The sequence below is a fragment of the Sphingopyxis sp. genome, from assembly GCF_965279755.1.
Lineage (GTDB): Bacteria > Pseudomonadota > Alphaproteobacteria > Sphingomonadales > Sphingomonadaceae > Sphingopyxis.
This window is the reverse complement of sequence record NZ_OZ257261.1, coordinates 812,048-837,634: the sequence shown is the minus strand read 5'-3', so window position 1 is coordinate 837,634 and position 25,587 is coordinate 812,048. Positions and strand designations below refer to the sequence as shown.

Here is a 25,587-nt window from a genome sequence, read left to right as displayed (position 1 = left end):
CCAGCAGGAGGAATTTTAGGCTCAGCGGCTGGCTTCGCTGCGCACCGGATAACCCTCGAATGCCTTGATCGTCCGGAGCGCGAAGGCGCTGTGCATCGCCGCGACGCCGGGCAGGCGTGACAGGCAATGGCGGTGAAGCCGGTCGAAGTCGGCGACATTGCGCGCCGCGACGCGCAGGCGATAGTCCGAAGCGCCCGACAAGAGCTGGCACTCGAGGATTTCGTCGAAGCTTTTGACTGCGCTTTCAAAGGCGGTGAGTGCCTCCTCGCTCTGCGAGGTGAGGGTGATGTCGACGAAGACGTCGAGCCCCAACCCGATCGCCTCTGGATCCAGGCGTGCGGCATAGCCCGTGATGATCCCCGCCGCCTCGAGCGCGCGGATACGGCGATGGCACGCCGACGCCGAAAGACCGACGCGGTCACCGAGTTCGGCGACGGGCTTGGGGCCATCGCGTTGCAGCAGGTCGAGCAGCTTCGCGTCGATTCGATCAATCATGTCGCGTGTCCTGACAGAATGGCGCGATATTATTGCGCGATTAAGCGATAAGGAAAGATATATGCAAGCAAATCCCGGCCATTCGCTGTTATGTTTGTCCGAAGGCTAAGGATGCCCGAAAATGGGGCGCTGCGGCCGCCATTTTACGGAGAGCGCGTCATGATCATCGGCACCCCCAAGGAAATCAAGAATCACGAATATCGCGTCGGCCTGACCCCCGAAAGCGCTCGCGAACTCGTCGTCCACGGTCACCGTGTGCTGGTGCAGACCGGTGCTGGCGAAGGCATCGGCGCGCACGACCGTTATTATGTCGAGGCGGGCGCGGAGATCGTCCAGACGGCGGAAGAGATTTTCGCGACCTGCGAGATGGTCGTGAAGGTCAAGGAACCGCAGGCCGTCGAGCGCGCGATGCTGCGCCCCGGCCAGATCCTCTATACCTACCTTCACCTCGCGCCCGATCCCGAACAGACGCTCGACCTGATGAAGTCGGGCGCGGTGTGCATTGCCTATGAAACCGTGACCTCCCCGCATGGCGGCCTGCCGCTCCTGAAACCGATGAGCCAGGTCGCGGGCCGCATGTCGATCCAGGCCGGCGCGACCGCGCTCGAAAAGGCGCATGGCGGCCGCGGCGTGCTGCTCGGCGGCGTTCCGGGTGTCGCGCCCGGCAAGGTGTGCGTGATCGGCGGCGGCGTCGTCGGCTTCAATGCGGCGCAGATGGCGGCGGGCCTTGGCGCCGACGTCACGATCCTCGACCGCGACCCCGAAGTACTCGAACGCGTCGGCACTTTCTTCGAGGCGCGCGCCAAGACGCGGTTCTCGAACCGCGCGAACCTCGCCGAATGCGTTGCCGAGGCCGATCTGGTCATCGGCGCGGTGCTGATCCCCGGCGCGGAAGCGCCGAAGCTTGTCAGCCGCGACATGCTGAAGACGATGCGGCCGGGCTCGGTGCTGGTCGACGTCGCGATCGATCAGGGCGGCTGTTTTGAGACAAGCCATGCGACGACTCACGCCGACCCGACCTACATCGTCGACGGCATCGTCCATTATGCGGTCGCGAACATGCCGGGCGCGGTCGCGCGCACCAGCACCTATGCGCTCAACAATGTCACGCTGCCGCACGCGCTGCGTATCGCCGATCTGGGCTGGAAAGACGCCCTGAAGCGCGACGAGCATCTTGCGCAGGGACTCAACGTCTGGAATGGTAAGGTAACGTTCGAAGCCGTCGCCGAAGCGGTCGGAACGGACTATGTGCCTGTCGAGCAGGCACTTGCCTTATAAAAAGGACGCAGAGAGACGATGACCGACCAAGTGCCGCCTCCCCCGCAGGACGAGGAAGAAGAGAATGAAGTGATCCGCGCCGCGCGCGAATTGCAGGCGCAAAAGGAAGCCGCCGAGGCGACCGAGGCGGCTGACAAGAATGCGGCGGCTAGCGACGGAAAGAAGCGCGGCTGGAAAACCGCGGCGGCGGCCGGGATCGGCATCGGGTCGGCGGCGGTGCTCGCGGCTTTGCTCTACGCGAACCGCGACAAGCTGAAATAGAAGGAAGCCGCGTCCTTCCTGCAGGCGGGCGCGCGGCGTTTTCGATAGATCCGAAAGCCAGGGAAGGGCGGCCGCGTGCCGCCCTTTTGCTTGTTGCGACGCGCATGGTTGGCGGATCGGCATTGTTCCGGCCGATAAAGGGGTGCATCCCGTTAAAATGTCTCTATAAACTTCCTCGCGCACCCGCTGTGGATATGGGCGGATGGGCTATTCTCAGGGACCCAAAATATCATTTGGAGAAGAATGCGATGAAGAAATTCGTGACGGTTGCCGTTGTGGGCGCAGCGCTGGCGCTTGCCGGCTGCGGCAAGTCGGATGACGCCGCGGGCGCCAAGGACGGCGACACCGCCGCCGCCTCGTCGGCGCCGGTGAAGCGCGAAGCCGGCAACTGGAAGACCGAGGTCAAGCTGGTCAAGTTCGACATGCCGGGCGTTCCCGACAATGTGAAGGACCAGATGTCGAAGCAATTCGCCGCCGCAGGCGCGACCGATCAGTGCGTCACGCAGGAACAGGTCGACAAGGAAGACCTCGCCGGTGCGCTGTCGAAGGGTTATGGCGACGCCTGCACCTGGACCAAGAACCAGATCGGCGGCGGCAAGCTCGACGTTGCCGGTTCGTGCAATCAGGCCGGTCAGAAGGTCGAACTCGCCATGGCGGGCACGCTCGCTGCGAAAAAGACCGACATTCTCGTCACGACCAAGGGCAAGGCGCCGACCGGCGGCGACATGGAAATGCAGCTGCAGGTCGTCAGCACCAACACCGGCCCCTGCAAGAGCTGACTGTAACGGCTCATTGGAAACCGGAAGGGCGCGCTGCCGATAGGCCGCGCGCCCTTTTTCGTCCGGCGGCCGGCAACTCCAATAATCTGCATCCCTCAGCCCCTAAGCAATTGCATATCGCGACGGGAAGGCTTAACCCGCGCCCATCGACCGACAGAGTCATGAAACGGGGCTGATATGGCTGGCAAGGAACCGAGCGCGCGGCCGCTCTCGCCGCACCTTCAGGTGTATAAATGGTCGCCTTCGATGGCGGTCTCGATCTTTCATCGGGTCACCGGCGACGGTCTTGCGATCGTCGGCGCGCTGATGTTCCTGTGGTGGCTCGGCGCCATCGCGGCCGGACCCGAGGCCTATGCGGCGTTCGTCGCCGTGGTGTGGAAGGATCCGAGCCCCGAGATCGGTCTGTTCCATCAGATCACGAACATCCTCGGCAAGGTCGTGCTCATCGGGCTGACCTGGGCCTTTTTTCAGCATCTTTTCTCGGGCCTTCGCCACTTCGTGCTCGACGCGGGCGCGGGCTATGAACTCAAGACCAACCGGCTCTGGTCGACCTTGGTCTTTGTTGGCGCGATCCTCGCGACCGCCGCGACCTGGCTCTACATCATGAAGGAGGCGCTCAATGGGTAACGGAACGCGTCTCGGCCGTGTGCGCGGGCTCGGCTCGTCGCATCACGGCAGCGGTCACTGGCTGCAGCAGCGCCTGACCGCGCTCGCCAACATCTTTCTCGTCACCTGGTTCTTCGTCTCGATGGTGCGCCTGCCGCTCGGTGATCATGCCGCGGTGCATCGCTGGGCGTCGAATCCGACGGTCGCGCTCGCGCTGATCCTGCTCGTCGTCAGCGTCTTCTGGCACTTCCGCCTCGGCCTTCAGGTGATGATCGAGGACTATGTCCATGGCGAAGCGACGCGACTGCTCGCGATCGTCGTTCTGAATTTCTACGCGATCGGCGGCGCCGCCTATGGCATCTTCGCGATCGTCCGCATCGCGCTGGCGCCCGCCGCAATCGGCCCGGGGGGCATGTAAGATGACCGAAGCCTACAAGATCATCGATCACGTTTACGACACCGTCGTCGTCGGCGCCGGTGGCTCGGGCCTGCGCGCCACCATGGGCAGCGCCGAGGCCGGGCTCAAGACCGCCTGCATCACCAAGGTGTTCCCGACGCGCAGCCACACCGTTGCGGCGCAGGGCGGCATCGCCGCCTCGCTCGGCAACAACAGCCCCGACCATTGGCAGTGGCACATGTACGACACCGTCAAGGGCTCCGACTGGCTCGGCGACCAGGACGCGATCGAATATATGGTGCGCGAGGCCCCCGCCGCGGTCTACGAGCTCGAACATGCCGGTGTGCCGTTCTCGCGCAACCAGGACGGCACCATCTATCAGCGCCCGTTCGGCGGCCATATGCAGAATATGGGCGAAGGCCCGCCGGTGCAGCGCACTTGCGCCGCAGCCGACCGGACCGGTCACGCGATGCTTCACGCGCTCTATCAGCAGAGCCTGAAGTATGACGCGGACTTCTTCATCGAATATTTCGCGCTCGACCTGATCATGGAAAATGGCGAGTGCCGCGGCGTGATCGCGCTGTGCATGGAGGATGGCAGCATCCACCGCTTCCGCAGCCAGGCCGTCGTGCTCGCGACGGGCGGCTATGGCCGCTGCTATTTCACCGCCACGTCGGCGCATACCTGCACTGGCGACGGCGGCGGCATGGTGTTGCGCGCCGGCCTGCCGTTGCAGGACATGGAATTCGTCCAGTTCCACCCGACCGGCATTTACGGCGCCGGTGTGCTCATCACCGAAGGTGCGCGCGGCGAGGGCGGCTATCTGACCAACTCCGAGGGCGAGCGGTTCATGGAACGCTATGCCCCCTCGGCAAAGGATCTGGCATCGCGCGACGTCGTGTCGCGTTCGATGGCGCTCGAAATCCGTGAAGGCCGCGGCGTCGGTCCGCACAAGGATCACATCTATTTGCACCTCGACCATATCGATCCCGCGGTGCTCGCCGAGCGCCTGCCCGGGATTACCGAGAGCGGCAAGATTTTCGCGGGCGTCGACCTGACGCGCCAGCCGTTGCCGGTCGTGCCGACGGTCCATTACAATATGGGCGGCATTCCCTGTAACTATCACGGTGAAGTCGTCACGCTTCGCGACGGCAATCCCGACGCTGTCGTCCCCGGCCTGTTCGCGGTCGGCGAAGCGGCGTGCGTGTCGGTCCATGGTGCGAACCGCCTCGGCTCGAACAGCCTGATCGATCTTGTCGTCTTCGGCCGTGCGACCGGGCATCGCCTGAAGGAAATCGTCACTCCGGGCGCCGCGCAGCCTGCGCTGCCGAAGGACAGCGCCGACCTCGCGTTGTCGCGCCTCGACCATTTCCGCAATGCGAATGGCAGCTCGCCGACCGCCGAAATCCGCACCGAGATGCAGCGCGCAATGTCGCAGCATGCGGCGGTGTTCCGCACCGACGAGCTGATGGCCGAGGGCCGCGACAAGCTCGCCAAGACCTATCAGCGGATGAACGACGTCCACGTTACAGACCGCAGCCTGATCTGGAATACCGACCTTATCGAAACGCTCGAGCTCGACAATCTGATAGCGCAGGCGACCGTGACGATGCATTCGGCGTACAATCGCAAGGAAAGCCGCGGCGCTCACGCGCACGAGGATTTCCCGAACCGTGACGACAAGACGTGGATGAAGCACACGATCAGCTGGTTCGACGGCTGGGGCGGCAAGGGCGGCGGCGTCCGCCTCGATTACCGCCCGGTCCACGAATATACGCTGTCGGACGACGTCGAATATATCAAGCCGAAGGCGCGCGTTTATTGATCCGCGCGACTGCGGCGACGCTGCTGTGTGTCGCCGCAGCGGCGGCAGTGCCGACGGTTGATGCTGAAACGACGACGGCGGAAGCGGTCGTCGCGCGAACCAAAAGTCCACTAAGCGACTATTCGCTCTATCAATGGACGGAGGTTCGCCCGGACGACACCAGCAGATTTTCCTTCTGGGCGGCCGAGTTTCATCGTGGTTCTTTACACCGCGTCGAGACGCCGATGGATCGGCTGGTCGCTGACTGCAGCGCCATGACTGGCACGCATCTGTCGCTTGTCACGGGCGAGACAAAATCCGGCCGCGACGTGGCTGAAACGGCGTGTGGCATCGATATGATGAATGCCGCCGCGCCGGGCTATGCCGGTCGCCTGGATAGCGGCTATGGCGCGCTGGACATCATCAAGCTGCGAAAGGATCAACTCGATCGGGTGTATTGGATTAGCCCTGCCGGGCTGATTATCCAGAGCGAATTCCGGAAAGGTTCGGGCGCGAATGACTGGGTTCTCAGAAACTGGGCGATTCGCGTGGAAATGACGTCTCCCAGCGAAAAAATGTTCAGTCCGGACTCGCTGAGCGCCAGTTTTGTGCCAATCTATATCCAGGCTGGCCGTTCCGCTGAATATCCCCCGGACTTCGGGCACAGACCGTAGCTGCGGCTATTCCCCGCCGAAAATGCTCTTCATCGGATCGAGGTTGGAGAAGGGCTTGTCGACGTCCTGCCCCATCACCCAGAGCTTATGGCAGGCGATGGTGAAGAACATGATCGCGATCGTCCACACGATGATCGTCTTGATCGTCTTCCAGCGTTTCGCTTCATAGGCCGCAACCGCACGAGCCTTGTGATCGATACCCAGCTCGCCCTCGAACTCGGCGACGAGCTGCGCGCGGCGGGTGCGCGAAATGTTCGCGAGACTCGCGGCTTGCGTATCATTGATCGGACGGCGATTCGCCATAGTCTGTACCTGCGGTCCCTACAGTCCTGCATCCGGCCATAGGGGGCAGCCCCTGATAAAGGGTTAATCCGCCGCTCGGAATGCGGTCAGTCGAGCGCGATGCCGATCAATTTTATCCGCCCGGTCGCGCCGCGTAGCAGGGTCAGGTCGCGGCGAGGCCGGCCAAGTGCGGCGGCGAACAGCGCCAGCACCGCGTCGTTTGCAGCGCCATCGGCGGGCGGAGCGGTGACGCGCAGCTGGACCGCCCCGTCGACGATCCTCACCTCGTCCCGGCTTGCGCCGGGCGTCACACGCACCTCCAGCCGACCGGACGCCGCGAGGGTTCGCAGCGCCTCGGTCAAGGCAGGGTCGGGGCGATATTTCAGATGGTGACGACGAGCTTGCCGACCGCGCTGCGATCGGCGAGCTTCGCGATCGCCTTGCCGCCGTCGGCGAGGCTGTAGGAGCCGGTCACACGCGGCTGAATCTTGCCCTGTTCCCAAAGCTGGAACAGGCGAGCGATGTTCGCCCGGTTGCGCTGAGGCTCGCGCACCACGAACGCGCCCCAGAAGACGCCGGCGACGTCGCAGCTCTTGAGCAAGGTCAGGTTGAGCGGCAGGCGCGGGATGCCGGCGGGGAAGCCGACGACGAGGTAGCGGCCTTCCCACGCGATCGAGCGCAGCGCGGGTTCGGCATAATCGCCGCCGACCGCATCATAAATGACGTTGGCACCATTCGGGCCGACGGCTTCCTTGAACTTGTTCGCGAGTTCTTTCGACTGGTCCTTGTCGAACGGCTGGCGGCCATAGACGACGACCTCGTCGGCGCCGGCCTGGCGGGCGATCTCGCCCTTCTCCTCGCTCGATACGCCCGCGACGACGCGCGCGCCAAAGGCCTTGCCCAGCTCGACCGCCGCGATGCCGACGCCGCCCGAGGCGCCGAGCACGAGCAGCGTGTCGCCTTCCTTGATGTGGCCGCGATCAACGAGCGCGTGGATGCTGGTGCCATAGGTCATCAGCAGCGAGGCGCCCTCGGCGAAATCATGCGCTTCGGGCAGGTGATAGACATTGTGCACCGAAACCGCGACGGCTTCGGTCATCCCGCCATTGCCGCAGCCTGCGATCACGCGGTCGCCGACCTTGAAGTCGGTCACGCCTTCGCCGACTTCGGCGACCAGCCCCGCGACTTCGCCGCCGGGGGCGAAGGGGCGTTCGGGGCGGAACTGATATTTATCCTCGATGATCAACACGTCGGGGAAGTTGACCGCGCAGGCCTTCACATCGATCACGATCTGGCCCTTGCCTGCGGTCGGACGCGGAAGTTCGCCGAGCGTCAGCGTTTCGGGGCCGCCGGTTGCGGTCGACAAGAGAGCCTTCATCATCTTCTCCTCTTTTGAAATCTTATGCTGCTTGCGGCCGCATCCAAGGACGGTCGGCGTCGAGCTGCTTTTCATAGGCGCCGATCGCGGCGTCGCTTTTTTCAGTCAGCGAAATCTCGTCGAGTCCCTCGAGCAGGCACATTTTGCGGAACGGGTCGATCTCGAAGGTGAAGCGGTCCTGAAAGGGCGTCGTCACCGTTTGCGTGTCGAGGTCGACATGCACCGGGTCGGTCGTTGCGACCTCCATCAGCCGGTCGATCGCCGCCTGCGGCAGCACGACAGGAAGGATGCCGTTCTTGACCGCATTGCCCGAGAAAATGTCGGAGTAAGAAGGCGCGATCACGACGCGAATGCCAAGGTCGCCGAGCGCCCATGCGGCATGCTCGCGGCTCGACCCGCAGCCGAAATTGTCGCCCGCGATCAGGATCGGCGCGCCCTTATATTCGGCGCTGTCGAACAGATTGTCGGGATCCTTGCGGATCGCCTCGAATGCGCCGCGGCCCATGCCCTCGCGCGTCGTGGTCTTCAGCCAGTGCGCCGGAATGATGACGTCGGTGTCGATATTCTTCAGCCCGAACGGAATCGCGCGGCCTTCGACCTTTTCCAGCGGCGTCATGCCATCAGCTCCCGCACATCGGTGAGCTTGCCCGTCACCGCCGCCGCCGCCGCCATCGCGGGGCTGACCAGATGCGTGCGGCTGCCCGGTCCCTGACGGCCGACGAAATTGCGGTTGCTGGTGCTGGCACAGCGTTCGCCCGCGGGGACCTTGTCGGGGTTCATCGCAAGGCACGCCGAACAGCCCGGCTCGCGCCATTCGAGGCCGGCGTCGGTGAAGATGCGGTCGAGCCCCTCGGCCTCGGCCTGCGCTTTCACGAGGCCCGAACCCGGGACGACGATCGCCCATTTGACGTTGTCGGCCTTGTGACGGCCTTTGACGATCGCGGCGGCCGCGCGCATGTCCTCGATCCGGCTGTTGGTGCAGCTGCCGATGAAGATATTCTCGATCGGGACGTCCTGCATCCGCGTGCCGGGCTCGAGGCCCATATAGGCGAGCGACTTGGCGGCCGCGACCTGCTTCGACGGATCGGCGAAGCTCGCGGGATCGGGGACGGTTCCGGTGATCGGCACGACGTCCTCCGGGCTGGTGCCCCAGGTCACGCTCGGCGCGATGTTGGCGGCGTCGATGACGACGGTCTTGTCATAGGTCGCGCCGGGATCGGTCGCGAGGCTCTTCCACCAGGCGACCGCGGCATCCCAGTCGGCACCCTTCGGTGCATAGGGTCGGCCCTTGAGGTATGCAAAGGTCGTCTCGTCGGGCGCGATCAGACCGGCGCGCGCGCCACCCTCGATCGCCATGTTGCTGACGGTCAGACGGCCCTCGACCGACAGCGCGCGGATTGCGCTGCCGGTATATTCGATAACATGGCCGGTTCCGCCCGCAGCGCCGATCGTGCCGGTGATGTGGAGGATGATGTCCTTTGCCGTGACGCCGGGGCCGACTTCGCCCTCGACGCGCACTTCCATCGTCTTCGACGGCTGGAGCAGCAGCGTCTGCGTTGCGAGGACATGCTCGACCTCGCTCGTCCCGATACCGAAGGCGAGCGCGCCGATGCCGCCGTGGCACGCCGTATGGCTGTCGCCGCAAACGATGGTCGTGCCGGGCAACGAAAAGCCCTGCTCGGGGCCGACGACATGGACGATGCCCTGCTCGGGCGCGACCGCGTCGATGTAGCGGATGCCGAATTCGGGCGCGTTCTTCTCGAGCGCTGCGAGCTGCGCTGCGCTCTCGGCGTCGGCGATCGGCAGCTTGTTTCCGGCTGCATCCTTGCGCGCGGTCGTCGGCAAATTGTGGTCGGGCACCGCGAGCGTCAGGTCGGGGCGGCGCACCGTGCGACCGCTCGCGCGTAGCCCTGCAAACGCCTGCGGGCTGGTGACTTCATGAACGAGGTGGCGGTCGATGAAGATCAGGCAGGTACCGTCGGGGCGCTGTTCGACGACATGCGCGTCCCAGATTTTCTCGTAAAGGGTGCGGGGCCGAGTCATGCCGGTTCACTTACGCCTGCCGGATAACTTTGCAAGCCAGTGGCGATCAAAAACGCAATTTTCGGTCGCCGCTCTGGCGCTCTCGCCTTTTTGTGTCGTCGTCCCGGCGACGGCCGGAATCTCGCCGTCGCGTTATGCCGATAGGATGAGATCCCGGCCTTCTCCGGGATGACGGGGAGTGTGGCATCACCCGTTGAACGGGCCTATAATCCCCCCATGTCGACGTTTGCCATCATTGCTCTTGTCCTTGCCACCGTCTTGGCGATGGAGGGCGTCGCGTGGGCGAGCCACAAATATATCATGCACGGCTTCGGCTGGGCCTGGCACCGAGACCATCATGAGCCGCATGATAATATGCTCGAAAAGAACGACCTGTTCGCGATCTTCGGCGCGGCAATGAGCATTTCGATGTTCGTGATCGGCAGTCCGATGATCATGGGCGCGTCGGCATGGGAGCCGGGGACGTGGATCGGGCTCGGCGTGCTTTTCTACGGGATCATCTACACGCTGGTGCACGACGGGCTGGTCCACCAGCGCTATTTCCGCTGGGTGCCGCGACGCGGCTATGCCAAGCGGCTGGTGCAGGCGCACAAGCTCCACCACGCGACGATCGGCAAAGAGGGCGGGGTCAGCTTCGGCTTCGTCTTCGCGCGCGACCCGGCGAAGCTCAAGGCCGAGCTGAAAGCGCAGCGCGAGGCGGGGATCGCGGTGGTGCGCGAGGCGCTCGCTGACTAAGTCGTTCGGTAATCCGCTGTAATCACGCCTGCGGCGGCAAGCTCGACCTCATGGCTTTCCTCGCGCCATTCCTCGACCAGCGCCTGCCGTTCCCACTCGACCATCGCGGGGTGCGACAGGATGTGGTCGACCCATGCCTGTCCGGCGCCGACGTCGAGGCCATAGGTGCGGATGCGGAAGGCGACCGGTGCGTAAAACGCATCGGCGGCCGAAAAGTCCACGCCTGCGAGCCACGGCCCGCCGAACTTCGCCAGCCCTTCCTCGAACAGCTCGCGGATGCGCGCGACGTTCGAGCGCAGCGCGTCGGACATAGGCTTCGGCGTCACACGCACTCCGACGTTCATCGTGCAATCGTTGCGCAGCGCGGAAAAGCCGCTGTGCATCTCGGCGACCGCGCATTGAGCCCATGCGCGCGCGTCGGGATCTGCGGGCCATACACCCGTGTGCCGATCGGCGAGATAGAGGGTGATGCCGAGCGAGTCGTGGAGCGTGCGGCCCTCGTGGAGCAGCGCGGGAACCTGGCCGGTCGGGGAGAAGCTGCGGAAGGCGTCGTAATTCACGGGCTTGGTGAAGGGCTCGATTCGGTCCTCGAACGCGATGCCGAGCGCGCTCATCAGCACCCACGGGCGCAGCGACCAGCTCGAATAATTGCGGTTGGCGGTGATCAGCACATACATGCTTCGCGCTCCTGCGAAATAATGGGGGAGATGTAGGCGGGGTCATGCGCGAAAGGCAGTTCGGTGCCGTCGCGAAGCGCCGACAGCACGCTGCCGAAATCGGTTTTCGCGCGCCAGCCGAAGCGGCGTTCGGCGCGCGACGGGTCGTAGACGCGATCGATGGTGTCGGGCAGCACCCAGCCCGCAGCCGCATAAAGTCCGGCGGCGTCGGGATAGTGGCGTGCGATCACCGCGTGGGCATCGCGGGCCAGCTCCCCGGCTTCCTCGCGTGCGAAGGGCGGCGACGCCGACAGGATGAAGGTGTCGCAGCCGATCTGCGGCGCGGCCTCCAGCGCGGCGAGATGCGCCGCGGCGGCATCCTCGACCGTCAGGCGGCGGTTGAGCAGCTCGTTCGCCTTCAGGTTCGGGCCGCTCGGAACCGCATGCGTGTCGTCGTCTTCGGGAAAGAAACGCCCGGTGCGCAGAATTGCTACATTGATGCCGTGCTCACGGTGGACCAGCCGGCAAGCCTGCTCGGCGGCGAGCTTGGTGATGCCATAAATGTTGCGCGGCTCGATCGGGCCGAAATCCTCGTCCATCCACCAAGCGCCCATTTCGCCCGCGCCCGCGCGGACATCGGCGCGGACCATCAGCGAGGTGGTCGAGGTGAAGAGGAACCGGTCGTTGCCCGCCGCGACCGCAGCCTCGATCAGGTTCAGCGTGCCCGTCGTGTTGACGTCGATGAATGCCTGCCGCGGATAGCGGACGATGTCGGGCTTGTGCAGCGCGCCGCCATGAATGATCGCCTCGATCCCGTGCTCGCCCATCGTCCGCTCGATCAGTTCGCGGTCGGCGACGGTGCCGATCACCTGCGTATGCGCGCCCGGCACGACGTCGAGACCGGTAACCTGGTGGCCATTTTCGGCGAGCAGCGGCGCGAGATATCGCCCGAGCCAGCCCGATGATCCGGTCAGCAGCACGCGCATGGATGATTCTCCTCTCGCCGCGGGTGCGGCCTGATACACAGGCAGCCGGCCGGGGAGCAAGCGCGCGCCGTGCCGACCTTCACTTCTTCAGGCTGGGAGCCACGGGGCCGGCCGCCGCGGCGCCACCGCCGGTCGCCGGCGGCAATTCGCTAAGGTCGAGCCACTTGCCCTCGGCGCGCCCGTGGTAGCTGTCGATCGCGGCGAACGGAATGCGGAAGGGGAAGCCCCAGTCGCTGTTCCACAGCGCCACCACGCCGGTCTGCGTCGCGGGTTCGAAGATCATCGTCGCGCGGTATCCGGACACCGCACCCGAATGGCCCGCCAGTCGGTGCCCGTCATAGCTGAAGTTGCGCCAGCCAAGCCCATAGGAGGCGTCGCTGATCGCCTGACGTAGGCCGCTGCCATAGAGGCGTTCGGTATGGACGCGGGGTCGGTGGGCAATCTCCAGAACCGGCTTCGGCAGCACGTCGGGGCGCAGACCCATCATCGCGCGCATCCAGGTTGCGAAATCGACGATATCGCTCTCTACACCCGCGGCTGCGGGAACCCGCCAATAGGCCTCCTTGAGCGGGCGAACCTGTCCGTTGCGGTGCGGTCGCGCCCAATCCTTCGCATCGGTCAGATGCTCCATGCCATAGCCCGCGCTGACCATGCCGAGCGGCAGGAACAGGCGGTCCTCTACCTCGTCGGAAAAGGGCTTGCCCGCTGCCTTGGCGACGATCTCGCTCGCGGTGTCAAAGGCGATATTCTGATAAGTGTGGCACGTGCCGGGCTCGCACTGCAGCGGCGCGGCGGTCAGGCTCGCGCGCAGCAACTGCGGGCTCTGCCCTCCTTCCAGCTTCTCGTCATAGGCATTTTTGGTCAGACCGCTGCGCTGCGACAATATGTCGGCGGTCGAAATCCGTGTCTCGGCGCCGCCCGGCAGGCGCAGCGTCGTGTGCCACGCGGCGACCGACCGGTCGAGATCGAGGGCACCGTCCTTGGCCAGCGCGGCAGCGATTGCGCCGGTCGCGGTCTTCGATACCGAGGCCCAGCGGAACAGCGTGTGCGGAGTCACGGGGGCACCGGTTGCTGCATCGGCAACGCCATAGGTGCGAACGAAGGTCAGCTTGCCGTCCTCGATCACCGCGACCGCCAGCCCCGCCATTTCGGGACGCTGCGCCAGCGCCGCGAGCTGAGCGTCGAGCGTTCGATAGTCGATCCGCCCGTGCCACTTGTCGGGCGTGTCGGGCAGGCTTTCAGCCGCCGCAAACGGAATGGCGACGCTGGCCAGCGGCTGTCCGCCGCCACCAAAGGCACGCAACCCGAACCAACCGGTCAGCACAAGCGCGATGACCGCAAGAAGAACAACGAAAACCCGCTTCATGAACCCGTGACTAGATGGCGACCTTATAGTTGGCCGTCGTCATAGCCGCGACTTCCTCCGCCGTCACCCCCGGCGCGAGCTCGATCAGCTTGAACGGGCTCGCATGATCGTCGCGCCTGAACACCGCCAGGTCGGTGATGATCATGTCGACGACATTCTGGCCGGTCAGCGGCAGCGTGCACGCCGGGATGAACTTCGGGCTGCCGTCCTTGGCAACATGCTCCATCACGACGATGATCTTCTTGACGCCGGCGACGAGGTCCATCGCGCCGCCCATGCCCTTGATCATCTTGCCGGGGATCATCCAGTTGGCGATGTCGCCATTCTCGGCAATCTCCATCGCACCCAGCACGGTCAGGTCGATATGGCCGCCGCGGATCATCGCAAAGCTGTCCGACGAACTGAAATAGGCTGACTGCGGCACTTCGCTGATCGTCTGCTTCCCCGCGTTGATCAGGTCGGCATCCTCGTCGCCCTCATAGGGAAATGGGCCGATGCCGAGCATGCCATTCTCCGACTGGAGCGTGACCGTCATCCCGTCGGGAATATGGTTCGCGACCAGCGTCGGGATGCCGATGCCGAGGTTGACGTAATAGCCGTCCTGCAGTTCCTTCGCGGCGCGTGCCGCCATGTCGTCGCGGGTCCAGGGCATTTACTTGGGCTCCCATTGCTTGTCGGAGGGGAAGATGTCGGCAAAGCCGCCGCGTATCGACGGGCCATAAACGGGGTTGGAGAGCAGGAACCAGCCATGCCCCCACAGATCGGCGATCGGCCCGCTCGTCGCGAGCGTTTTGCGCGCCTCCACCGACAGCTCGCGCGCGTTGAACGCCTGCGCGAAATCACCGAGTTGGTCGCCGCCCATCGCGATCACGCACCAGCGCGACGCGATCAGCGCGCGGCGGCCGTCCTTGCTCGCGCCGTCGGGCGTGTCGCCCATCAGAAACAGCGTCTCGCCATGCTTGAACTCGCCGAGCCCGGCGGCGCGTAGCGTGTCCTCGCTCCCCTTCGCATTGGCGGCAGTACGGTTGGTATTGACGATCACCGTCACCCCTGCGGCGCGCATCACGTTTACCGCGTCGATCACGCCGGGCATCGCAACCGCTTTACCCGCGCCGGTTTTTTCCCACTGGTCCCAGACCGCGGGATCGAAATCCTTATGCTGTTCGGCAAAATAGCGCATCGCGCCGATGTTCCAGATGAGCGTCTCGTCGGCGTCGAAAACCGCCGCGAGCGGTTTCTCGCCGCATTCCTCGAAGCGGGGCGACGCCAGCGTCGATCCCTCGGCAAGCACGACCTGCCGGTGCGGCGCCGCCGAAATGGCGACCGCGCGAACATAGGCTGCGAGTGAACGATAGACCTGCACCGACGCGACCGCGCCTTCCGCCGAGCCATACAGCCATTGCTGCCCCGCGGGCGGCGAGGCGGAAGTTGGCTTCTCCCCGACCTGCGAAGCGACAACATCGGCGCTGAGTGGCTTCGGTGAGGTTTGCGCCGTGGTCGAAGCACAGCCTGCTAGGAGCAGCGCGGCGGTAAGGCTCAGATTACGCATCACGCGGTCTCGCGCGGGCGCGTCGTGCGGAATTCGATCTTCTTGTCGTAAGGCGCGCCGACGATCATCCGCTTCACATAGATGCCGGGCAGGTGGATGCTGTCGGGGTCGAGGCTGCCGGTCGGGACGATTTCCTCGACTTCGGCGACGCAGATCTTTGCCGCGGTCGCCATCGGCTGGTTGAAGTTGCGCGCGGTCTTGCGGAAGATGAGGTTGCCGCTCTCGTCGGCCTTCCACCCCTTGATGATCGCAAGGTCGGCAAAGATGCCGCGTTCGAGGATATAATCCTGCCCGTCGAAATTCTTCACTTCCTTGCCCTCGGCCACCAGCGTGCCGACGCCGGTCTTGGTATAGAAGCCAGGGATGCCCGCGCCGCCCGCGCGGCAGCGCTCGGCCAGCGTGCCCTGCGGGCAGAATTCGACCTCGAGCTCGCCCGCCAGATATTGCCGCTCGAACTCCTTGTTCTCGCCTACATAGGACGAGATCATCTTTTTGACCTGTTTGGTGCGAAGCAGCTTGCCGAGGCCTTCGCCGTCGATGCCGGCGTTGTTGCTGGCGATGGTCAGGTCTTTCGTGCCCGCATCGCGGATCGCGTCGATCAGCCGTTCTGGGATGCCGCAAAGGCCGAAGCCGCCCGCGCAAATCTGCATGCCGTCGAAGAGCAGACCTTCGAGTGCGGCGGCGGCGTCGGAATAGCGCTTGTTCCCCATGAAACAGCCTCCTTGATGGGTGAGTGGGTGCGACATTGGCGCATTTGATCTATCAATTCTAATTACTCTATTTTTCGATTATAGATAAGCGATGTCTATCAATCGCGTCTCGCTCTATCACCTCGAAACCTTGCTGTGGATCGACCGGCTCGGTACCTTTTCGGCTGCCGCCGAACGGCTCAACACGACGCAGCCTGCTGTGTCGGCGCGGATGCGCGAGCTGGAGCAGCGGCTCGGCACCACCCTGTTCCGCCGCGACGGGCGGACGATGTCGCTGACCGCGGCGGGGCGCAAGCTCGTGCGCGACTGCGATCCGCTGCTCCGCGATATGCAAGTCGCGCTGCTCGGCAGCGGCGGTTTCGCCGAGGCGAGCGGCGTCGTACGGATCGGCGCGGGCGAGATCGCGGCGGCGAGCTGTCTGCCCGGCTTCGTCGCCGCGCTGAAGGCCGATATGCCGAATGTCGGGCTGGAGATCGAAATCGATCTCACCGCGAATCTGATCCAGCAATTGCTGACCGGCCGCACCGACATGGCCTTCGCCGCAGGGCCGATCGCGCATCCGGCGCTCAAGACCAGCCCGATTGGCGAGGTCGAACTGGTGTGGCTTGCGAGCCCCTCGGTGGCCGCGGCCTTTGCCGGCGGGGAGGCGGCGATTCCGGTCTGGTCGCTCGCCAGCCACTCGCCGATCCACGGCCGGATGCGCGAGGCGATCGAGGCATCGCGCGTCGCGCAGAAATCGCTCAACCTCTGCAACAATGCGCGCACGATGATCGACATCGCGAAGGCGGACGGCGGGATCGGCATCTTCCCGCGTCCGATGGTGCGCGGCGAAGTGGCGCGCCGTGCGCTGGTCGAGATCGCGGGCATGCCCGCGCTCGCGTCGGTCGAGTTCCACGTCGCGATGCGCGTCACCGACACCGAGCCGGTGCTGGTGCAAATCTTCGACCGCGCGGCGAAGCTCAACCTTGCCGAGGTGGTGGTAAGCTGAACGGCAGCAAACGACCGATATCGGGCGTTCTCTGGTGATGGAGTTTCACGAAATGCGGACGTGATCCATTTTCGATTTAGTCCCACGACGCGAAGCTGATCCACCGCTGTCACTTTACGGTCGTATCAGTCCTCTGCATCTTGTCTGCGTTCGCCAGAATGTTGGGATCTTCAGTAATCAAATTAACGCTGATGAGCTCGTTGTCCGCAAACTCAAACTGAATTTTCAGCGGATATCTGGGGGGCGGAAGCGCTGAAGTACCGGCGACCTCCAGATCTTCCCAGCACGCGGTGGCTATATCTGCCCTCTTGTCGTAGCGCGACCATGCGCCGCCGCATTTCATCTGAAACTGCGAAACATATGGACTGAACTTCGGCTTCGGAACCCGAGGGGCCTGAAAATAGGTTTCGCTCAAGGCGCCCCGATAGAAATTTGTGATTCGTTTCTCTCCAAGGATACCGATGTTTTCCAGAGATTTAGGCGTTCTCACTATGTTGACCATAATGCGATTATCGATATCCAAGGGTGTATCGGAAGAGGCGTCGACCAACTTCAAATGATCGTCTATCATCGGAATCATCGCGTTATAGACTTTGATCCCCGGCTTGGAAGCTGGAGGCGTCTGACCACCAAACAGAAGTATCGCGCCGCCCGCAAACATGATCTTCAAAACTGTAGTTTTCACGACCCCGCCTTCCCGTTTTCTAGGCTCATGTTCGTCTGCTTGTTGGTCCGTTGCAACCAAAACCGGACGTGCAGCTCCCCACCCCTAAGCCGATATGCCTCTCGCCACCGAAATCGGGTCGTCAGGGTAGCGCGATTCCCAGCGCCGCCGACAGATCGGCAAGCGCCTGTTCGCCGCTCGTCACCTTGATCGCGTGCATACCGAGCTGGCTCGCCGGTTTGCAGTTGATGCCGAGGTCGTCGAGATAGATGCAGCTGGCGGGTTCGACGCCGAGTTTCTCGCACATCATCAGATAGATGGCGGGGTCGGGCTTGCGAACGCCGGCCTTGCTCGATTCGATGACATGCGTGAAGCGCGCCATGATGTCGGCGACCTCGACCGCGGCTTCCTCGCTGCGCGTCATGCCCGCGCCCTTGATGCCCATCTTGCCGCCGGGAACATTGTTCGTGATGCACGCGATGGTGAAGCCCTGCGCCTTCAGCGTGTCGAGCGCGGCGACCATCGCGGGGCGGACGGCGCCGGCGATGACCGCCAGCACGGCCTCACCCTGAAGCTCGTGCCCCAGCGCGCGCGCCTCTTCGGCGAAAAATGTGTCAAAGGTTGCAGCGTCGATGTCGGCGCGCTCGAACTTTGCCCAGGCATTGTTGTCGGGGTTCGTCGCGTTGACGCGGCGGACGAAATCGCGCGGCAGGCCGCGCTCTTCTTCAAGCCGGTTGAAGGCTTCGAAGGGCGAGGCGGTGATGACGCCGCCGAAGTCGAAGATGACATGGGTATAGCGAGACATCGCGCGGCTAGAGCGCAGATTGACGTTAACGTCAACCAATCTGCTCAGGGTTCGATGACGATCCCCGCCTTGGGATCGGCGCGACCCGACAGCATTTCTTTATAGGCTTCCAGCGCAGCCTCTCCGCCGCGGCGTTTGTCGATGCGCGCGAGGCGCGGCGCGACATCCATGAAGCCGGTCCAGGCTTCAGCAATCTTCTGTCCGAACGCCGGGCCGCCCCAGTCGGCGATGCGCTTCTGGCTGCGGCCGGGCGCAAAGAACCCCTGCCGTTCCGGCCCGTGCAGCGCGGCTTCGCCTGCGTCGGCATCCCAGTGCGATTTTCCGACGATGATCGAGGCCTTGAGGCTGTTCCCGAAATGACTGTGCACAGCGCGCGTCACCGCGCCATTGCCCGCCATGTCGACAAGCGCCGAGGGGGTGCCCGCGTTCAGCGTCATGATGTCTTCATAGGCAATGACGCGGTCGTAGATGCGCTGGGCGTCGAGGTCGGCGACATTCGCCTTCGACGTCAGCCCGATCGTTTGCGGTCGATGACCCTGCCTCTGCGCGAGCGAAAAGCCGAGCCCGATCGCCGTCTTGCTCGACGCGCTGGCGATCAGGATCTGCTCGGCGCCATAATCGCCCTCGTCCTCGAACTGGTCGGCGATCAGCCAGCCGGTCAGGAACAGCGGGCGGAACACCGGCCAATAATCATGGTCGGCGCCGCGATAGTCGTGCAGTGCCTCGATCCGCTGATAATGATTATAGATCGGCGGCAGCGTCGTGCGGCGCGGGGTAACGTCGGTGAAGCCGCCGGGGCCGACATGCCCCGCGGTCAGCACCGCCTCGCTCGCCATCGGATAATAGCCATAGAAGCGGTCGCCGGCCTCGATACCCTCGGCAGCGCTTTCGGTTACGGTCGCGAAACCCCAGACGGGGAGGCGTCCCGGCGCGCCGCGTTCGGCGAAGAAATCCCAATAGCCCTGATCGTTGCCGAACAGGCCGGCGGGCTTGCCGAACACCGCGTAAGTGATGTTGTTCGCGGTCATCGCATAGCTGTCGATCCGGACGCGGACCTGCCCGGGGGCGAGGGCCGTTGCGGGATCGCTGACCAGTGCGGCCTGCGTCACGTCGTCGCGATCGATGTCGATTGCCCAATTCATGTCCGGACCCCTCCCGATACTATTGCCCGCACGCGAGCTATGGCCGATAGTCTTGCAGATGGTGAAGTCCCTGACAATCGCGGTAAAGCGCATCCATGACACGCCCGAGGCAGGCGACGGTGCGCGCTTCCTCGTCGATCGGCTGTGGCCGCGCGGCGTGTCGAAAGAAATGGCCGCGCTCGCGGCGTGGCTGAAGCCGCTGTCGCCGAGTGAGGCCCTGCGCAAACGCTTTCATGGAGAGACCGCGGAGTCGGAGGAGGCGTGGGACGCCTTCCGGTCCGATTATTTTGCCGAGCTCGACGCCGGGGGTGACGAGGTGAAGGCGGCGCTGTTCGTCCTCGACAGCGCGGCGAATGTGGGTCCGGTAGCCCTGCTCTATGCCGCGAAGAGCGAGACGCGGAACAATGCACTCGCGCTCCGCGAATGGCTGGAACGCCGCACCTTTTAGGTCTCATTCCGGCCTTCGCCGGAACGAGGAAATTGGTCGCTAACCCACCGCCCCGAACAGCGATCCGATCGCGATCGTCGCGGCCATCGCCATCGCGCCCCAGAAGGTCACGCGCACGACCGGCCGCAGCATCGGGGCCTGTCCGACCCATGCCCCGACCGCACCGAGCAGCGCGAGGAAGACCAGCGACGCCCCCGATACGGTCCATGGCAGCGAGTTGCCGCTGTCGAGAAAGACCGTCGCCAGCGGTAGCGCCGCGCCGACAGTAAAGCTTGCTGCCGAGGCTGCGGCCGCCTGAATCGGTCGGGCCGCCGTCGCCTCGGTCATCCCCAGTTCGTCGCGCAGATGCGTATCGAGCGCGTCGTGTGCGGTCAGTTGTACCGCAACCTGCTCGGCGAGCGCCCGGTCGAGCCCGCGCTGCTCATAGATTTCCGTCAGTTCCTCGAGTTCGAATTCGGGATCAGCTGCCAAGTGGCGCTTCTCCAGCTCGACGTCCGATTTCTCGGCATCGAGCTGGGAGCTGACCGAAACATATTCGCCTGCCGCCATCGACATCGCGCCGGCGACGAGCCCCGCGGTACCGGTGACGAGGATTGAGGACTGCGACGCCCCCGCTGCGGCGACGCCCGCGATCAGGCTGGCGGTCGACACGATCCCGTCGTTCGCGCCGAGGATCGCGGCGCGCAGCCAGCCGACGCGTGTAACGGCATGGGTTTCCTCGTGCATGGTGCCCCTAATATTGCAGTTTCAGGCCAGGCCGCGCCCAGCGTGTCTTCACCAGCCGCCCACTGCCCGACAGCGTCAGATAGGCATCCTGCATATCGGCTCCGCCAAAGGCAATGTTGGTGGTGAAGATATCGTCGGTCGCGACGAATTCGACGAGTTCGCCGGTCGGCGAGACGACACTGATTCCGCATTCGCCGATCGTCGCAACGCAGATATTGCCGCTGGCTTCCATCGCGAGGCTGTCGAAGAATTTATAGCCGGCGGGACGATAGAGCGGAATGCCGGGGCCTCCGGGGCCCGCGCTGTCGTCGACCTTGCCGGGGGCGATGATGTTGAACTTCATCAGGCGGCAGGTGTAGGTTTCGGCCGCATAGAGTGTGTTGCCATCGGGCGAAAGGCCGACGCCATTGGGGTTGTTCGAGGGGAAGATCACCTCCTCGATGAAGCTGCCGTCGGCCTTGGCATAGAAGATTCCGACGATGTCGTGGGCGCGCTTCGCATAGTCGACCTTGCCATGGTCGGTGAACCAGAAGCCGCCGTGGGTATCGAACATGATGTCGTTCGGGCCGCGCAGCGTCACGCCATGGTCGCCCGACTTGTAGAGGATTTCGACCGCGCCAGTGTCGATGTCGATGCGTTCGATCCGCCCGCCCGAATAGTCGCTCGCGATGCCATGCGGCGCCAGATAGCCGTTTGCCTCGACATAGTTGAAGCCGCCGTTGTTGCAGCAATAGAGCTTGCCATCAGGGCCGATCGCGAGGCCGTTGGGGCCGCCGCCGGGGGTCGCGATGACCTCTTTCTTTCCGCCCGGCCAGCAGCGCGTGATCCGTCCCTGCTCGATCTCGACGACGATGACGCTGCCGTCGTCCATCACGACCGGCGCCTCGGGGAAGCGCAATCCGTCGGCGATCAGTTCAAACTCGGCCATACCCTCTCCCTTGCTCTTGTTCATTCGCTGTGCTTTGCGGCCATCATGCCCGTTCGCACGCTCTTCGCCACAAATTTTTACGAGGCCGACATCGGCACCCCCGACCTGCTCGAAGAGCTGGAGGACAGCTGCCGTCTGTTCGCCGACGAGGATGGTGCCGGGAAAGCGTGGAGCCGTGAGCATGGCTACAAGGGCTATACGAGCTACGCGAGCCTCGGAGATCTGCCCGAGCGCGACCCCGCGTTCTACGATCTGAAGAAGCTGCTCGACAAAGAGGTCAAGGCCTTCGCCAAGGCGAGCCACTTCGATCTCGCCAAGCCGCTGAAACTCGACAGCCTGTGGGTCAATGTCCTGAAACCCGGCGGCACGCATAGCGGCCATATCCACCCGCACAGCATCGTGTCGGGCACCTTCTATGTCTCCGTGCCGCCCGGATCGGGCGCGTTGAAACTGGAAGACCCGCGCCTCGCCATGTTGATGGCGGCACCCGGCCGCACCGACGACGCGCCCGAGCATCAGCGCCCCTTCATCTATGCCGAGCCCGCCGCTGGCCGCGTCTTCCTGTGGGAAAGCTGGCTGCGGCACGAGGTGATGCCCAACACCGGCAAGAAAGATCGCATCAGCATCAGCTTTAACTATAGCTGACGCTTCCTATATCGCCGCCATCCCCCGTTTCCTGACCAAGGATTTCTCATGACCGCGACCTATGACGCCGACCTCCAGCTCTTCATCAACGGCGCCTGGCGGAGCGGCGAGGGGCGCGAGGAACGGCCCGTGTTCAACCCCGCCACCGCCGGCACGATTGCCGAACTGCCCGTCGCGACGGCGGCCGATCTGGACGAAGCGCTCGCCGCTGCCGCGCGTGGCTGGCCGGTGTGGCGCGCGAAGACGCCCGACGAGCGCGCCGCACTGATGCGCAAGGCCGCGGGGATCATCCGCGAGCGCGTTGACCATATCGCGACGCTGCTGACACTCGAACAGGGCAAGCCTATCGCCGAGGCGCGCGGCGAAGTGCTGTCAGCGTCGTCGTTGCTCGAATATTTCGCCGAGGAAGGGAAGCGCATTTCGGGCCGCGTCGCGTCGCGCCCCGCAGGCCAGCGTGCGATGGTGCTGAAACAGCCCGTCGGCCCCGTCGCGGCGTTCAGCCCGTGGAATTTTCCGGTCAATCTGATGGTCAAGAAGATCGCGCCGGCGCTCGCCGCAGGCTGCGTCGTGATCGCCAAGGCGCCCGAGGAGACCCCGGGCTGCACCAGCGCGATCATGCGCTGCCTTGCCGATGCGGGCATCCCCGGCGATGTCGTCCAGCTCGTCTATGGCAATCCCGACATGATCAGCCGCCACCTGCTCGGTAGCGAAGTGATCCGCAAGGTGAGCTTCACCGGTTCCACCGCCGTTGGCAAACATCTGATGAAGCTTGCTGCCGATCGCGTTCAGCGGATCACGATGGAACTCGGCGGTCATGCGCCGGTGCTGATCTTCGACGATTGCGACCTTGAAGCGACGCTCGACCGCGTCGTCGCGCAGAAATTCCGCAACGCGGGTCAGGTCTGCATCTCGCCGACGCGCTTCTATGTCCAGCAGGGCATCTATGACGCGTTTGTGAAGGGCTTCGCCGAACGCACCGCCAAGGTGAAGATCGGCAGCGGTCTCGACGCCGACACCCAGATGGGCCCGCTTGCCAATGCGCGCCGTATCCCTGCGCTCGAAGCTTTGGTCTCCGATGCGAAAGCCAAGGGCGCGCGCGTGATCGCCGGCGGCGAAGCGACCGGCGACGGCTATTTCTTCCAGCCGACCGCGCTGGCCGATGTGCCGATCGAGGCCGATGCGATGAACAATGAGCCCTTTGGCCCGATGGCGCTGATCCGTCCGTTCGGTACCGAAGACGAGGCGCTGGAACAGGCGAACCGGCTGCCCTATGGCCTCGCCGCGTTCGCCTTCACCGAGAATGGTCGCCGCATCAACCGCATCGCCGACGGCGTCGAAAGCGGCATGGTCGGGATCAACAGCTTCGTGATCTCGGCGAACGACATGCCGTTCGGGGGGATCAAGGAATCGGGCTTCGGCAGCGAGAGCGGCCCCGAAGGCCTCGACGGGTATCTCGCCACCAAAGCGGTGCACATCTACTAGGCTAGTCGCGTTCCAGCGCCACGAAATCGCGGTCCATCGGTGCCAGATGGGCGCCGCCGTCGACGAAGATCGTCTGCCCGGTGACCGCTTCTGCCTTTGCTAGATAGACGACCGCATCGGCGATCTGTCCCGGCGTCGGTAGCGCGCCGAGTGGCATGCGTTGTGCCAGCCGCTCGACCTGCGTGTCCGAATAGTCCTCGGTCGCCATCGTCAGCCCCGGCGCAACGGCATTGACGCGCGCTCGTCCGCCGAATGCGACCGCCAGCGTCTGCGTCGCCTGCCACAGCGCCGATTTCGAAAGGCTATAGGCGATCTGGTCGGGCACCGGATGCAGCACGCGCTGGTCGATGATATTGACGATCGCGGGGCGCCGGCCCTCGCTCGCGGCAACCAGCGCCTTGGCGAGCATCACCGGCGCGTGGTGATTGACCTGCATCATCTCAGCGAGCGCTACGGCCGACAGGTCGGACCATTCACCCTCGGCAAAGAGCGCGGCGTTGTTGACGAGCAGATCGGGCGCGCGGCCGAATGTCCGGGTCACCGCCGGGATTAGCGCGTCGACTGCTGCCGGATCGGCAAGGTCGGCGGCGAAGCGGTGGCTCGGCGCGCCGGTTTCGGCAAGCGCGTCAGCGAGCACCGGATCGGCCTCGCCGGGGCTGCGCTTGTGGATTGCCAGCGTATAGCCTTCGCGTGCCAGTCGCGCCGAAATCGCCGCTCCGACGCGGTGGAGTCCACCGGTCACCAGCGCCAGCTTTTGCGTCATTTGCGCGCGCGCCGCATCGTGATGCCGATCTGCTCGCCCTCCTCGGCGATCGCCAGCTTCACGATCTTGACCTCGATCTCTTCGATCTTCTCGTCCTGCAGGAAAAGCGTGTCGATGATATGGTCGGCGACGCTTTCGATCAGCACGAAATGCACGTCCTTGGGGATGCCCTCGGTCGCCGCGAATTTGAGGTGCATATAGTTTTTCGAACGACTGAGCGGCGTGGTCGGATCATAATGATCGGCCATAGCCAGCTTCGCGCGCACCGAGATGCGCAGCGGCTGCGGCAGGAGCGTTTCTTCGGAATAGATGCCGGTGAGCACGTCGACGGTCAGGCCGTCCACTTCCAGCCACAATGTATCGGTCACGAGAAATTCCTGTCCGTCGGGGGTTTGCAACCGCGCCCCCGGTCCCTAAAGCGCCGCCGCATTAGCGAAAGGGTGCGCGTTGGTCGAGTTACTTCCATTGTCTGATATCGAGCCGCAGGCGGTCGAGGATCTCCTCGACGCCGCTTTCGGATCGGATCGGTTTGGCCGAACCGCGTATCGCATCCGTCAGGGCATGGATGCGGTGCCGGCGCTGAGCTTCGCGGCGGTCGAGGATGGCGTGCTGATCGGCACGATCCAGTGCTGGCCGGTCGCTCATCATGCGGCGGACGGCACTGCGACCCCGGTGGTGATGGTCGGGCCCGTCGCGGTGCGTCCCGATGTCCAGCGCGGCGGTCATGGCCGCGCGCTCATGGTGCGGATGCTGGAGGCTGCCGAAACCGAAGCCGACAGCGCATTGATGATGATCGGCGATCCCGAATATTACGGCCGCTTCTTCGGCTTCACCGCCGATGCGACGGGCAAATGGAATCTGCCCGGCCCCTATGAGAAGCACCGGCTGCTCGCGCGGGCGGTGAACGGGCACGGCCTGCCGACCGATGCGGGGATGATCGGACCGCGTTGATCCTGCGCAGGGTTGCGCAGCGCGTCCGTCCGCCTATGTCGGATGG

Annotated in this window: 32 protein-coding genes; 13 read left to right on the top strand and 19 right to left on the bottom strand. The window is 64.4% G+C overall.

Annotated elements, in window-relative coordinates; all coding sequences use genetic code 11:
• Positions 1-21: 21 nt before the first annotated feature.
• Complete coding sequence (locus ACQY80_RS04080; protein ID WP_428683899.1) at positions 22-495, bottom strand: Lrp/AsnC family transcriptional regulator; 474 nt, start codon at positions 493-495, stop codon at positions 22-24.
• A gap of 159 nt (positions 496-654) precedes the next feature.
• Between ACQY80_RS04080 and ald the strand changes: the two genes are divergently transcribed.
• The 7 genes from ald (at position 655) to ACQY80_RS04045 (ending at position 6,294) form a co-directional block, all read left to right on the top strand.
• Positions 655-1,773 (top strand): alanine dehydrogenase, encoded by a 1,119-nt coding sequence (gene ald, locus ACQY80_RS04075; protein WP_428683897.1) that lies wholly within the window; start codon positions 655-657, stop codon positions 1,771-1,773.
• An 18-nt stretch (positions 1,774-1,791) separates the two neighbouring features.
• A complete protein-coding gene (locus ACQY80_RS04070) occupies positions 1,792-2,034 on the top strand; it encodes a hypothetical protein (protein ID WP_428683895.1) in 243 nt (80 codons plus the stop codon).
• A 248-nt stretch (positions 2,035-2,282) separates the two neighbouring features.
• On the top strand, positions 2,283-2,813 hold the full coding sequence (locus ACQY80_RS04065) for a DUF3617 domain-containing protein (RefSeq protein WP_428683893.1): 531 nt from the start codon (positions 2,283-2,285) through the stop codon (positions 2,811-2,813).
• Positions 2,814-2,990: 177 nt separating this feature from the next.
• The gene (gene sdhC, locus ACQY80_RS04060) at positions 2,991-3,440 is read left to right on the top strand and encodes a succinate dehydrogenase, cytochrome b556 subunit (RefSeq protein ID WP_428683891.1); all 450 of its coding nucleotides are present in this window, start codon (positions 2,991-2,993) and stop codon (positions 3,438-3,440) included.
• Positions 3,433-3,837, top strand: coding sequence for a succinate dehydrogenase, hydrophobic membrane anchor protein (sdhD, locus tag ACQY80_RS04055; protein WP_428683889.1), 405 nt, complete (start codon positions 3,433-3,435; stop codon positions 3,835-3,837). The genes sdhC and sdhD overlap by 8 nt, the downstream gene beginning before the upstream one ends.
• A 1-nt stretch (position 3,838) precedes the next feature.
• Positions 3,839-5,641 (top strand): succinate dehydrogenase flavoprotein subunit, encoded by a 1,803-nt coding sequence (gene sdhA, locus ACQY80_RS04050; protein ID WP_428683887.1) that lies wholly within the window; start codon positions 3,839-3,841, stop codon positions 5,639-5,641.
• Positions 5,638-6,294, top strand: a complete 657-nt coding sequence (locus tag ACQY80_RS04045) for a hypothetical protein (protein WP_428683885.1) — start codon at positions 5,638-5,640, stop codon at positions 6,292-6,294. Before sdhA ends, ACQY80_RS04045 begins: the two co-directional genes overlap by 4 nt.
• A 6-nt stretch (positions 6,295-6,300) precedes the next feature.
• Here ACQY80_RS04045 and ACQY80_RS04040 read toward each other — a convergent pair whose 3' ends face one another.
• From ACQY80_RS04040 to leuC, 5 genes are all read right to left on the bottom strand, one after another.
• Complete coding sequence (locus ACQY80_RS04040) at positions 6,301-6,597, bottom strand: hypothetical protein (protein ID WP_428683883.1); 297 nt, start codon at positions 6,595-6,597, stop codon at positions 6,301-6,303.
• A gap of 86 nt (positions 6,598-6,683) precedes the next feature.
• The gene (locus ACQY80_RS04035) at positions 6,684-6,860 is read right to left on the bottom strand and encodes a DUF167 domain-containing protein (protein ID WP_428683881.1); all 177 of its coding nucleotides are present in this window, start codon (positions 6,858-6,860) and stop codon (positions 6,684-6,686) included.
• A gap of 98 nt (positions 6,861-6,958) precedes the next feature.
• On the bottom strand, positions 6,959-7,954 hold the full coding sequence (locus ACQY80_RS04030) for an NADPH:quinone oxidoreductase family protein (protein WP_428685738.1): 996 nt from the start codon (positions 7,952-7,954) through the stop codon (positions 6,959-6,961).
• Positions 7,955-7,976: 22 nt separating this feature from the next.
• Entirely contained in the window at positions 7,977-8,570 is a 594-nt protein-coding gene (gene leuD / locus ACQY80_RS04025; protein ID WP_428683879.1) for a 3-isopropylmalate dehydratase small subunit, read from the bottom strand.
• On the bottom strand, positions 8,567-9,997 hold the full coding sequence (gene leuC / locus ACQY80_RS04020) for a 3-isopropylmalate dehydratase large subunit (protein WP_428683877.1): 1,431 nt from the start codon (positions 9,995-9,997) through the stop codon (positions 8,567-8,569). The genes leuD and leuC overlap by 4 nt, the downstream gene beginning before the upstream one ends.
• A 216-nt stretch (positions 9,998-10,213) precedes the next feature.
• Here leuC and ACQY80_RS04015 point away from each other — a divergent pair, with 216 nt between their 5' ends.
• Positions 10,214-10,732: a sterol desaturase family protein gene (locus ACQY80_RS04015; RefSeq protein ID WP_428683875.1), complete on the top strand. Its 519-nt coding sequence runs from the start codon at positions 10,214-10,216 to the stop codon at positions 10,730-10,732.
• On the opposite strand, the gene ACQY80_RS04010 is transcribed toward ACQY80_RS04015, so the two are convergent.
• From ACQY80_RS04010 to ACQY80_RS03985, 6 genes are all read right to left on the bottom strand, one after another.
• Positions 10,729-11,409: a glutathione S-transferase family protein gene (locus ACQY80_RS04010; RefSeq protein WP_428683873.1), complete on the bottom strand. Its 681-nt coding sequence runs from the start codon at positions 11,407-11,409 to the stop codon at positions 10,729-10,731. The two genes, ACQY80_RS04015 and ACQY80_RS04010, sit on opposite strands and share 4 nt — an antisense overlap.
• Entirely contained in the window at positions 11,397-12,374 is a 978-nt protein-coding gene (locus ACQY80_RS04005) for an NAD-dependent epimerase/dehydratase family protein (protein ID WP_428683871.1), read from the bottom strand. Before ACQY80_RS04005 ends, ACQY80_RS04010 begins: the two co-directional genes overlap by 13 nt.
• A 79-nt stretch (positions 12,375-12,453) precedes the next feature.
• Positions 12,454-13,740 (bottom strand): serine hydrolase domain-containing protein, encoded by a 1,287-nt coding sequence (locus ACQY80_RS04000; RefSeq protein ID WP_428683869.1) that lies wholly within the window; start codon positions 13,738-13,740, stop codon positions 12,454-12,456.
• 10 nt (positions 13,741-13,750) lie between these two features.
• Positions 13,751-14,392, bottom strand: coding sequence for a CoA transferase subunit B (locus tag ACQY80_RS03995; RefSeq protein WP_428683867.1), 642 nt, complete (start codon positions 14,390-14,392; stop codon positions 13,751-13,753).
• Positions 14,393-15,289, bottom strand: a complete 897-nt coding sequence (locus ACQY80_RS03990; protein WP_428683865.1) for an HAD family acid phosphatase — start codon at positions 15,287-15,289, stop codon at positions 14,393-14,395.
• Positions 15,289-15,999 carry a CoA transferase subunit A gene (locus tag ACQY80_RS03985; RefSeq protein ID WP_428683863.1) on the bottom strand — a complete coding sequence of 237 codons (711 nt, stop codon included), beginning with the start codon at positions 15,997-15,999 and terminating at the stop codon, positions 15,289-15,291. The genes ACQY80_RS03990 and ACQY80_RS03985 overlap by 1 nt, the downstream gene beginning before the upstream one ends.
• Positions 16,000-16,090: 91 nt before the next feature.
• Between ACQY80_RS03985 and ACQY80_RS03980 the strand changes: the two genes are divergently transcribed.
• A complete protein-coding gene (locus ACQY80_RS03980; protein WP_428683861.1) occupies positions 16,091-16,987 on the top strand; it encodes a LysR family transcriptional regulator in 897 nt (298 codons plus the stop codon).
• 109 nt (positions 16,988-17,096) lie between these two features.
• Here the strand turns inward: ACQY80_RS03980 and ACQY80_RS03975 are convergent, their stop codons facing one another.
• The 3 genes from ACQY80_RS03975 to ACQY80_RS03965 form a co-directional block, all read right to left on the bottom strand.
• On the bottom strand, positions 17,097-17,672 hold the full coding sequence (locus ACQY80_RS03975; RefSeq protein WP_428683859.1) for a hypothetical protein: 576 nt from the start codon (positions 17,670-17,672) through the stop codon (positions 17,097-17,099).
• A 121-nt stretch (positions 17,673-17,793) separates the two neighbouring features.
• Positions 17,794-18,456, bottom strand: a complete 663-nt coding sequence (locus tag ACQY80_RS03970) for an HAD-IA family hydrolase (protein WP_428683857.1) — start codon at positions 18,454-18,456, stop codon at positions 17,794-17,796.
• Between the two features lie 44 nt (positions 18,457-18,500).
• Entirely contained in the window at positions 18,501-19,598 is a 1,098-nt protein-coding gene (locus tag ACQY80_RS03965; protein ID WP_428683855.1) for a DUF2855 family protein, read from the bottom strand.
• 58 nt (positions 19,599-19,656) lie between these two features.
• Here ACQY80_RS03965 and ACQY80_RS03960 point away from each other — a divergent pair, with 58 nt between their 5' ends.
• Positions 19,657-20,046 (top strand): DUF488 domain-containing protein, encoded by a 390-nt coding sequence (locus ACQY80_RS03960; protein WP_428683853.1) that lies wholly within the window; start codon positions 19,657-19,659, stop codon positions 20,044-20,046.
• 39 nt (positions 20,047-20,085) lie between these two features.
• On the opposite strand, the gene ACQY80_RS03955 is transcribed toward ACQY80_RS03960, so the two are convergent.
• Together ACQY80_RS03955 and ACQY80_RS03950 are read right to left on the bottom strand one after the other, a co-directional pair.
• Positions 20,086-20,772 (bottom strand): VIT1/CCC1 transporter family protein, encoded by a 687-nt coding sequence (locus ACQY80_RS03955; RefSeq protein WP_428683851.1) that lies wholly within the window; start codon positions 20,770-20,772, stop codon positions 20,086-20,088.
• Between the two features lie 7 nt (positions 20,773-20,779).
• Complete coding sequence (locus ACQY80_RS03950) at positions 20,780-21,700, bottom strand: SMP-30/gluconolactonase/LRE family protein (RefSeq protein WP_428683849.1); 921 nt, start codon at positions 21,698-21,700, stop codon at positions 20,780-20,782.
• 45 nt (positions 21,701-21,745) lie between these two features.
• Here ACQY80_RS03950 and ACQY80_RS03945 point away from each other — a divergent pair, with 45 nt between their 5' ends.
• Complete coding sequence (locus ACQY80_RS03945; RefSeq protein ID WP_428683847.1) at positions 21,746-22,345, top strand: TIGR02466 family protein; 600 nt, start codon at positions 21,746-21,748, stop codon at positions 22,343-22,345.
• 48 nt (positions 22,346-22,393) lie between these two features.
• Positions 22,394-23,827, top strand: coding sequence for an NAD-dependent succinate-semialdehyde dehydrogenase (locus tag ACQY80_RS03940; protein WP_428683845.1), 1,434 nt, complete (start codon positions 22,394-22,396; stop codon positions 23,825-23,827).
• A 1-nt stretch (position 23,828) separates the two neighbouring features.
• Here ACQY80_RS03940 and ACQY80_RS03935 read toward each other — a convergent pair whose 3' ends face one another.
• Both ACQY80_RS03935 and ACQY80_RS03930 read right to left on the bottom strand, forming a co-directional pair.
• Entirely contained in the window at positions 23,829-24,590 is a 762-nt protein-coding gene (locus ACQY80_RS03935) for an SDR family oxidoreductase (protein WP_428683843.1), read from the bottom strand.
• Complete coding sequence (locus ACQY80_RS03930) at positions 24,587-24,958, bottom strand: dihydroneopterin aldolase (RefSeq protein ID WP_428683841.1); 372 nt, start codon at positions 24,956-24,958, stop codon at positions 24,587-24,589. The genes ACQY80_RS03935 and ACQY80_RS03930 overlap by 4 nt, the downstream gene beginning before the upstream one ends.
• Before the next feature lie 79 nt (positions 24,959-25,037).
• Between ACQY80_RS03930 and ACQY80_RS03925 the strand changes: the two genes are divergently transcribed.
• Complete coding sequence (locus tag ACQY80_RS03925) at positions 25,038-25,541, top strand: GNAT family N-acetyltransferase (RefSeq protein WP_428683839.1); 504 nt, start codon at positions 25,038-25,040, stop codon at positions 25,539-25,541.
• Positions 25,542-25,587 lie beyond the last annotated feature (46 nt).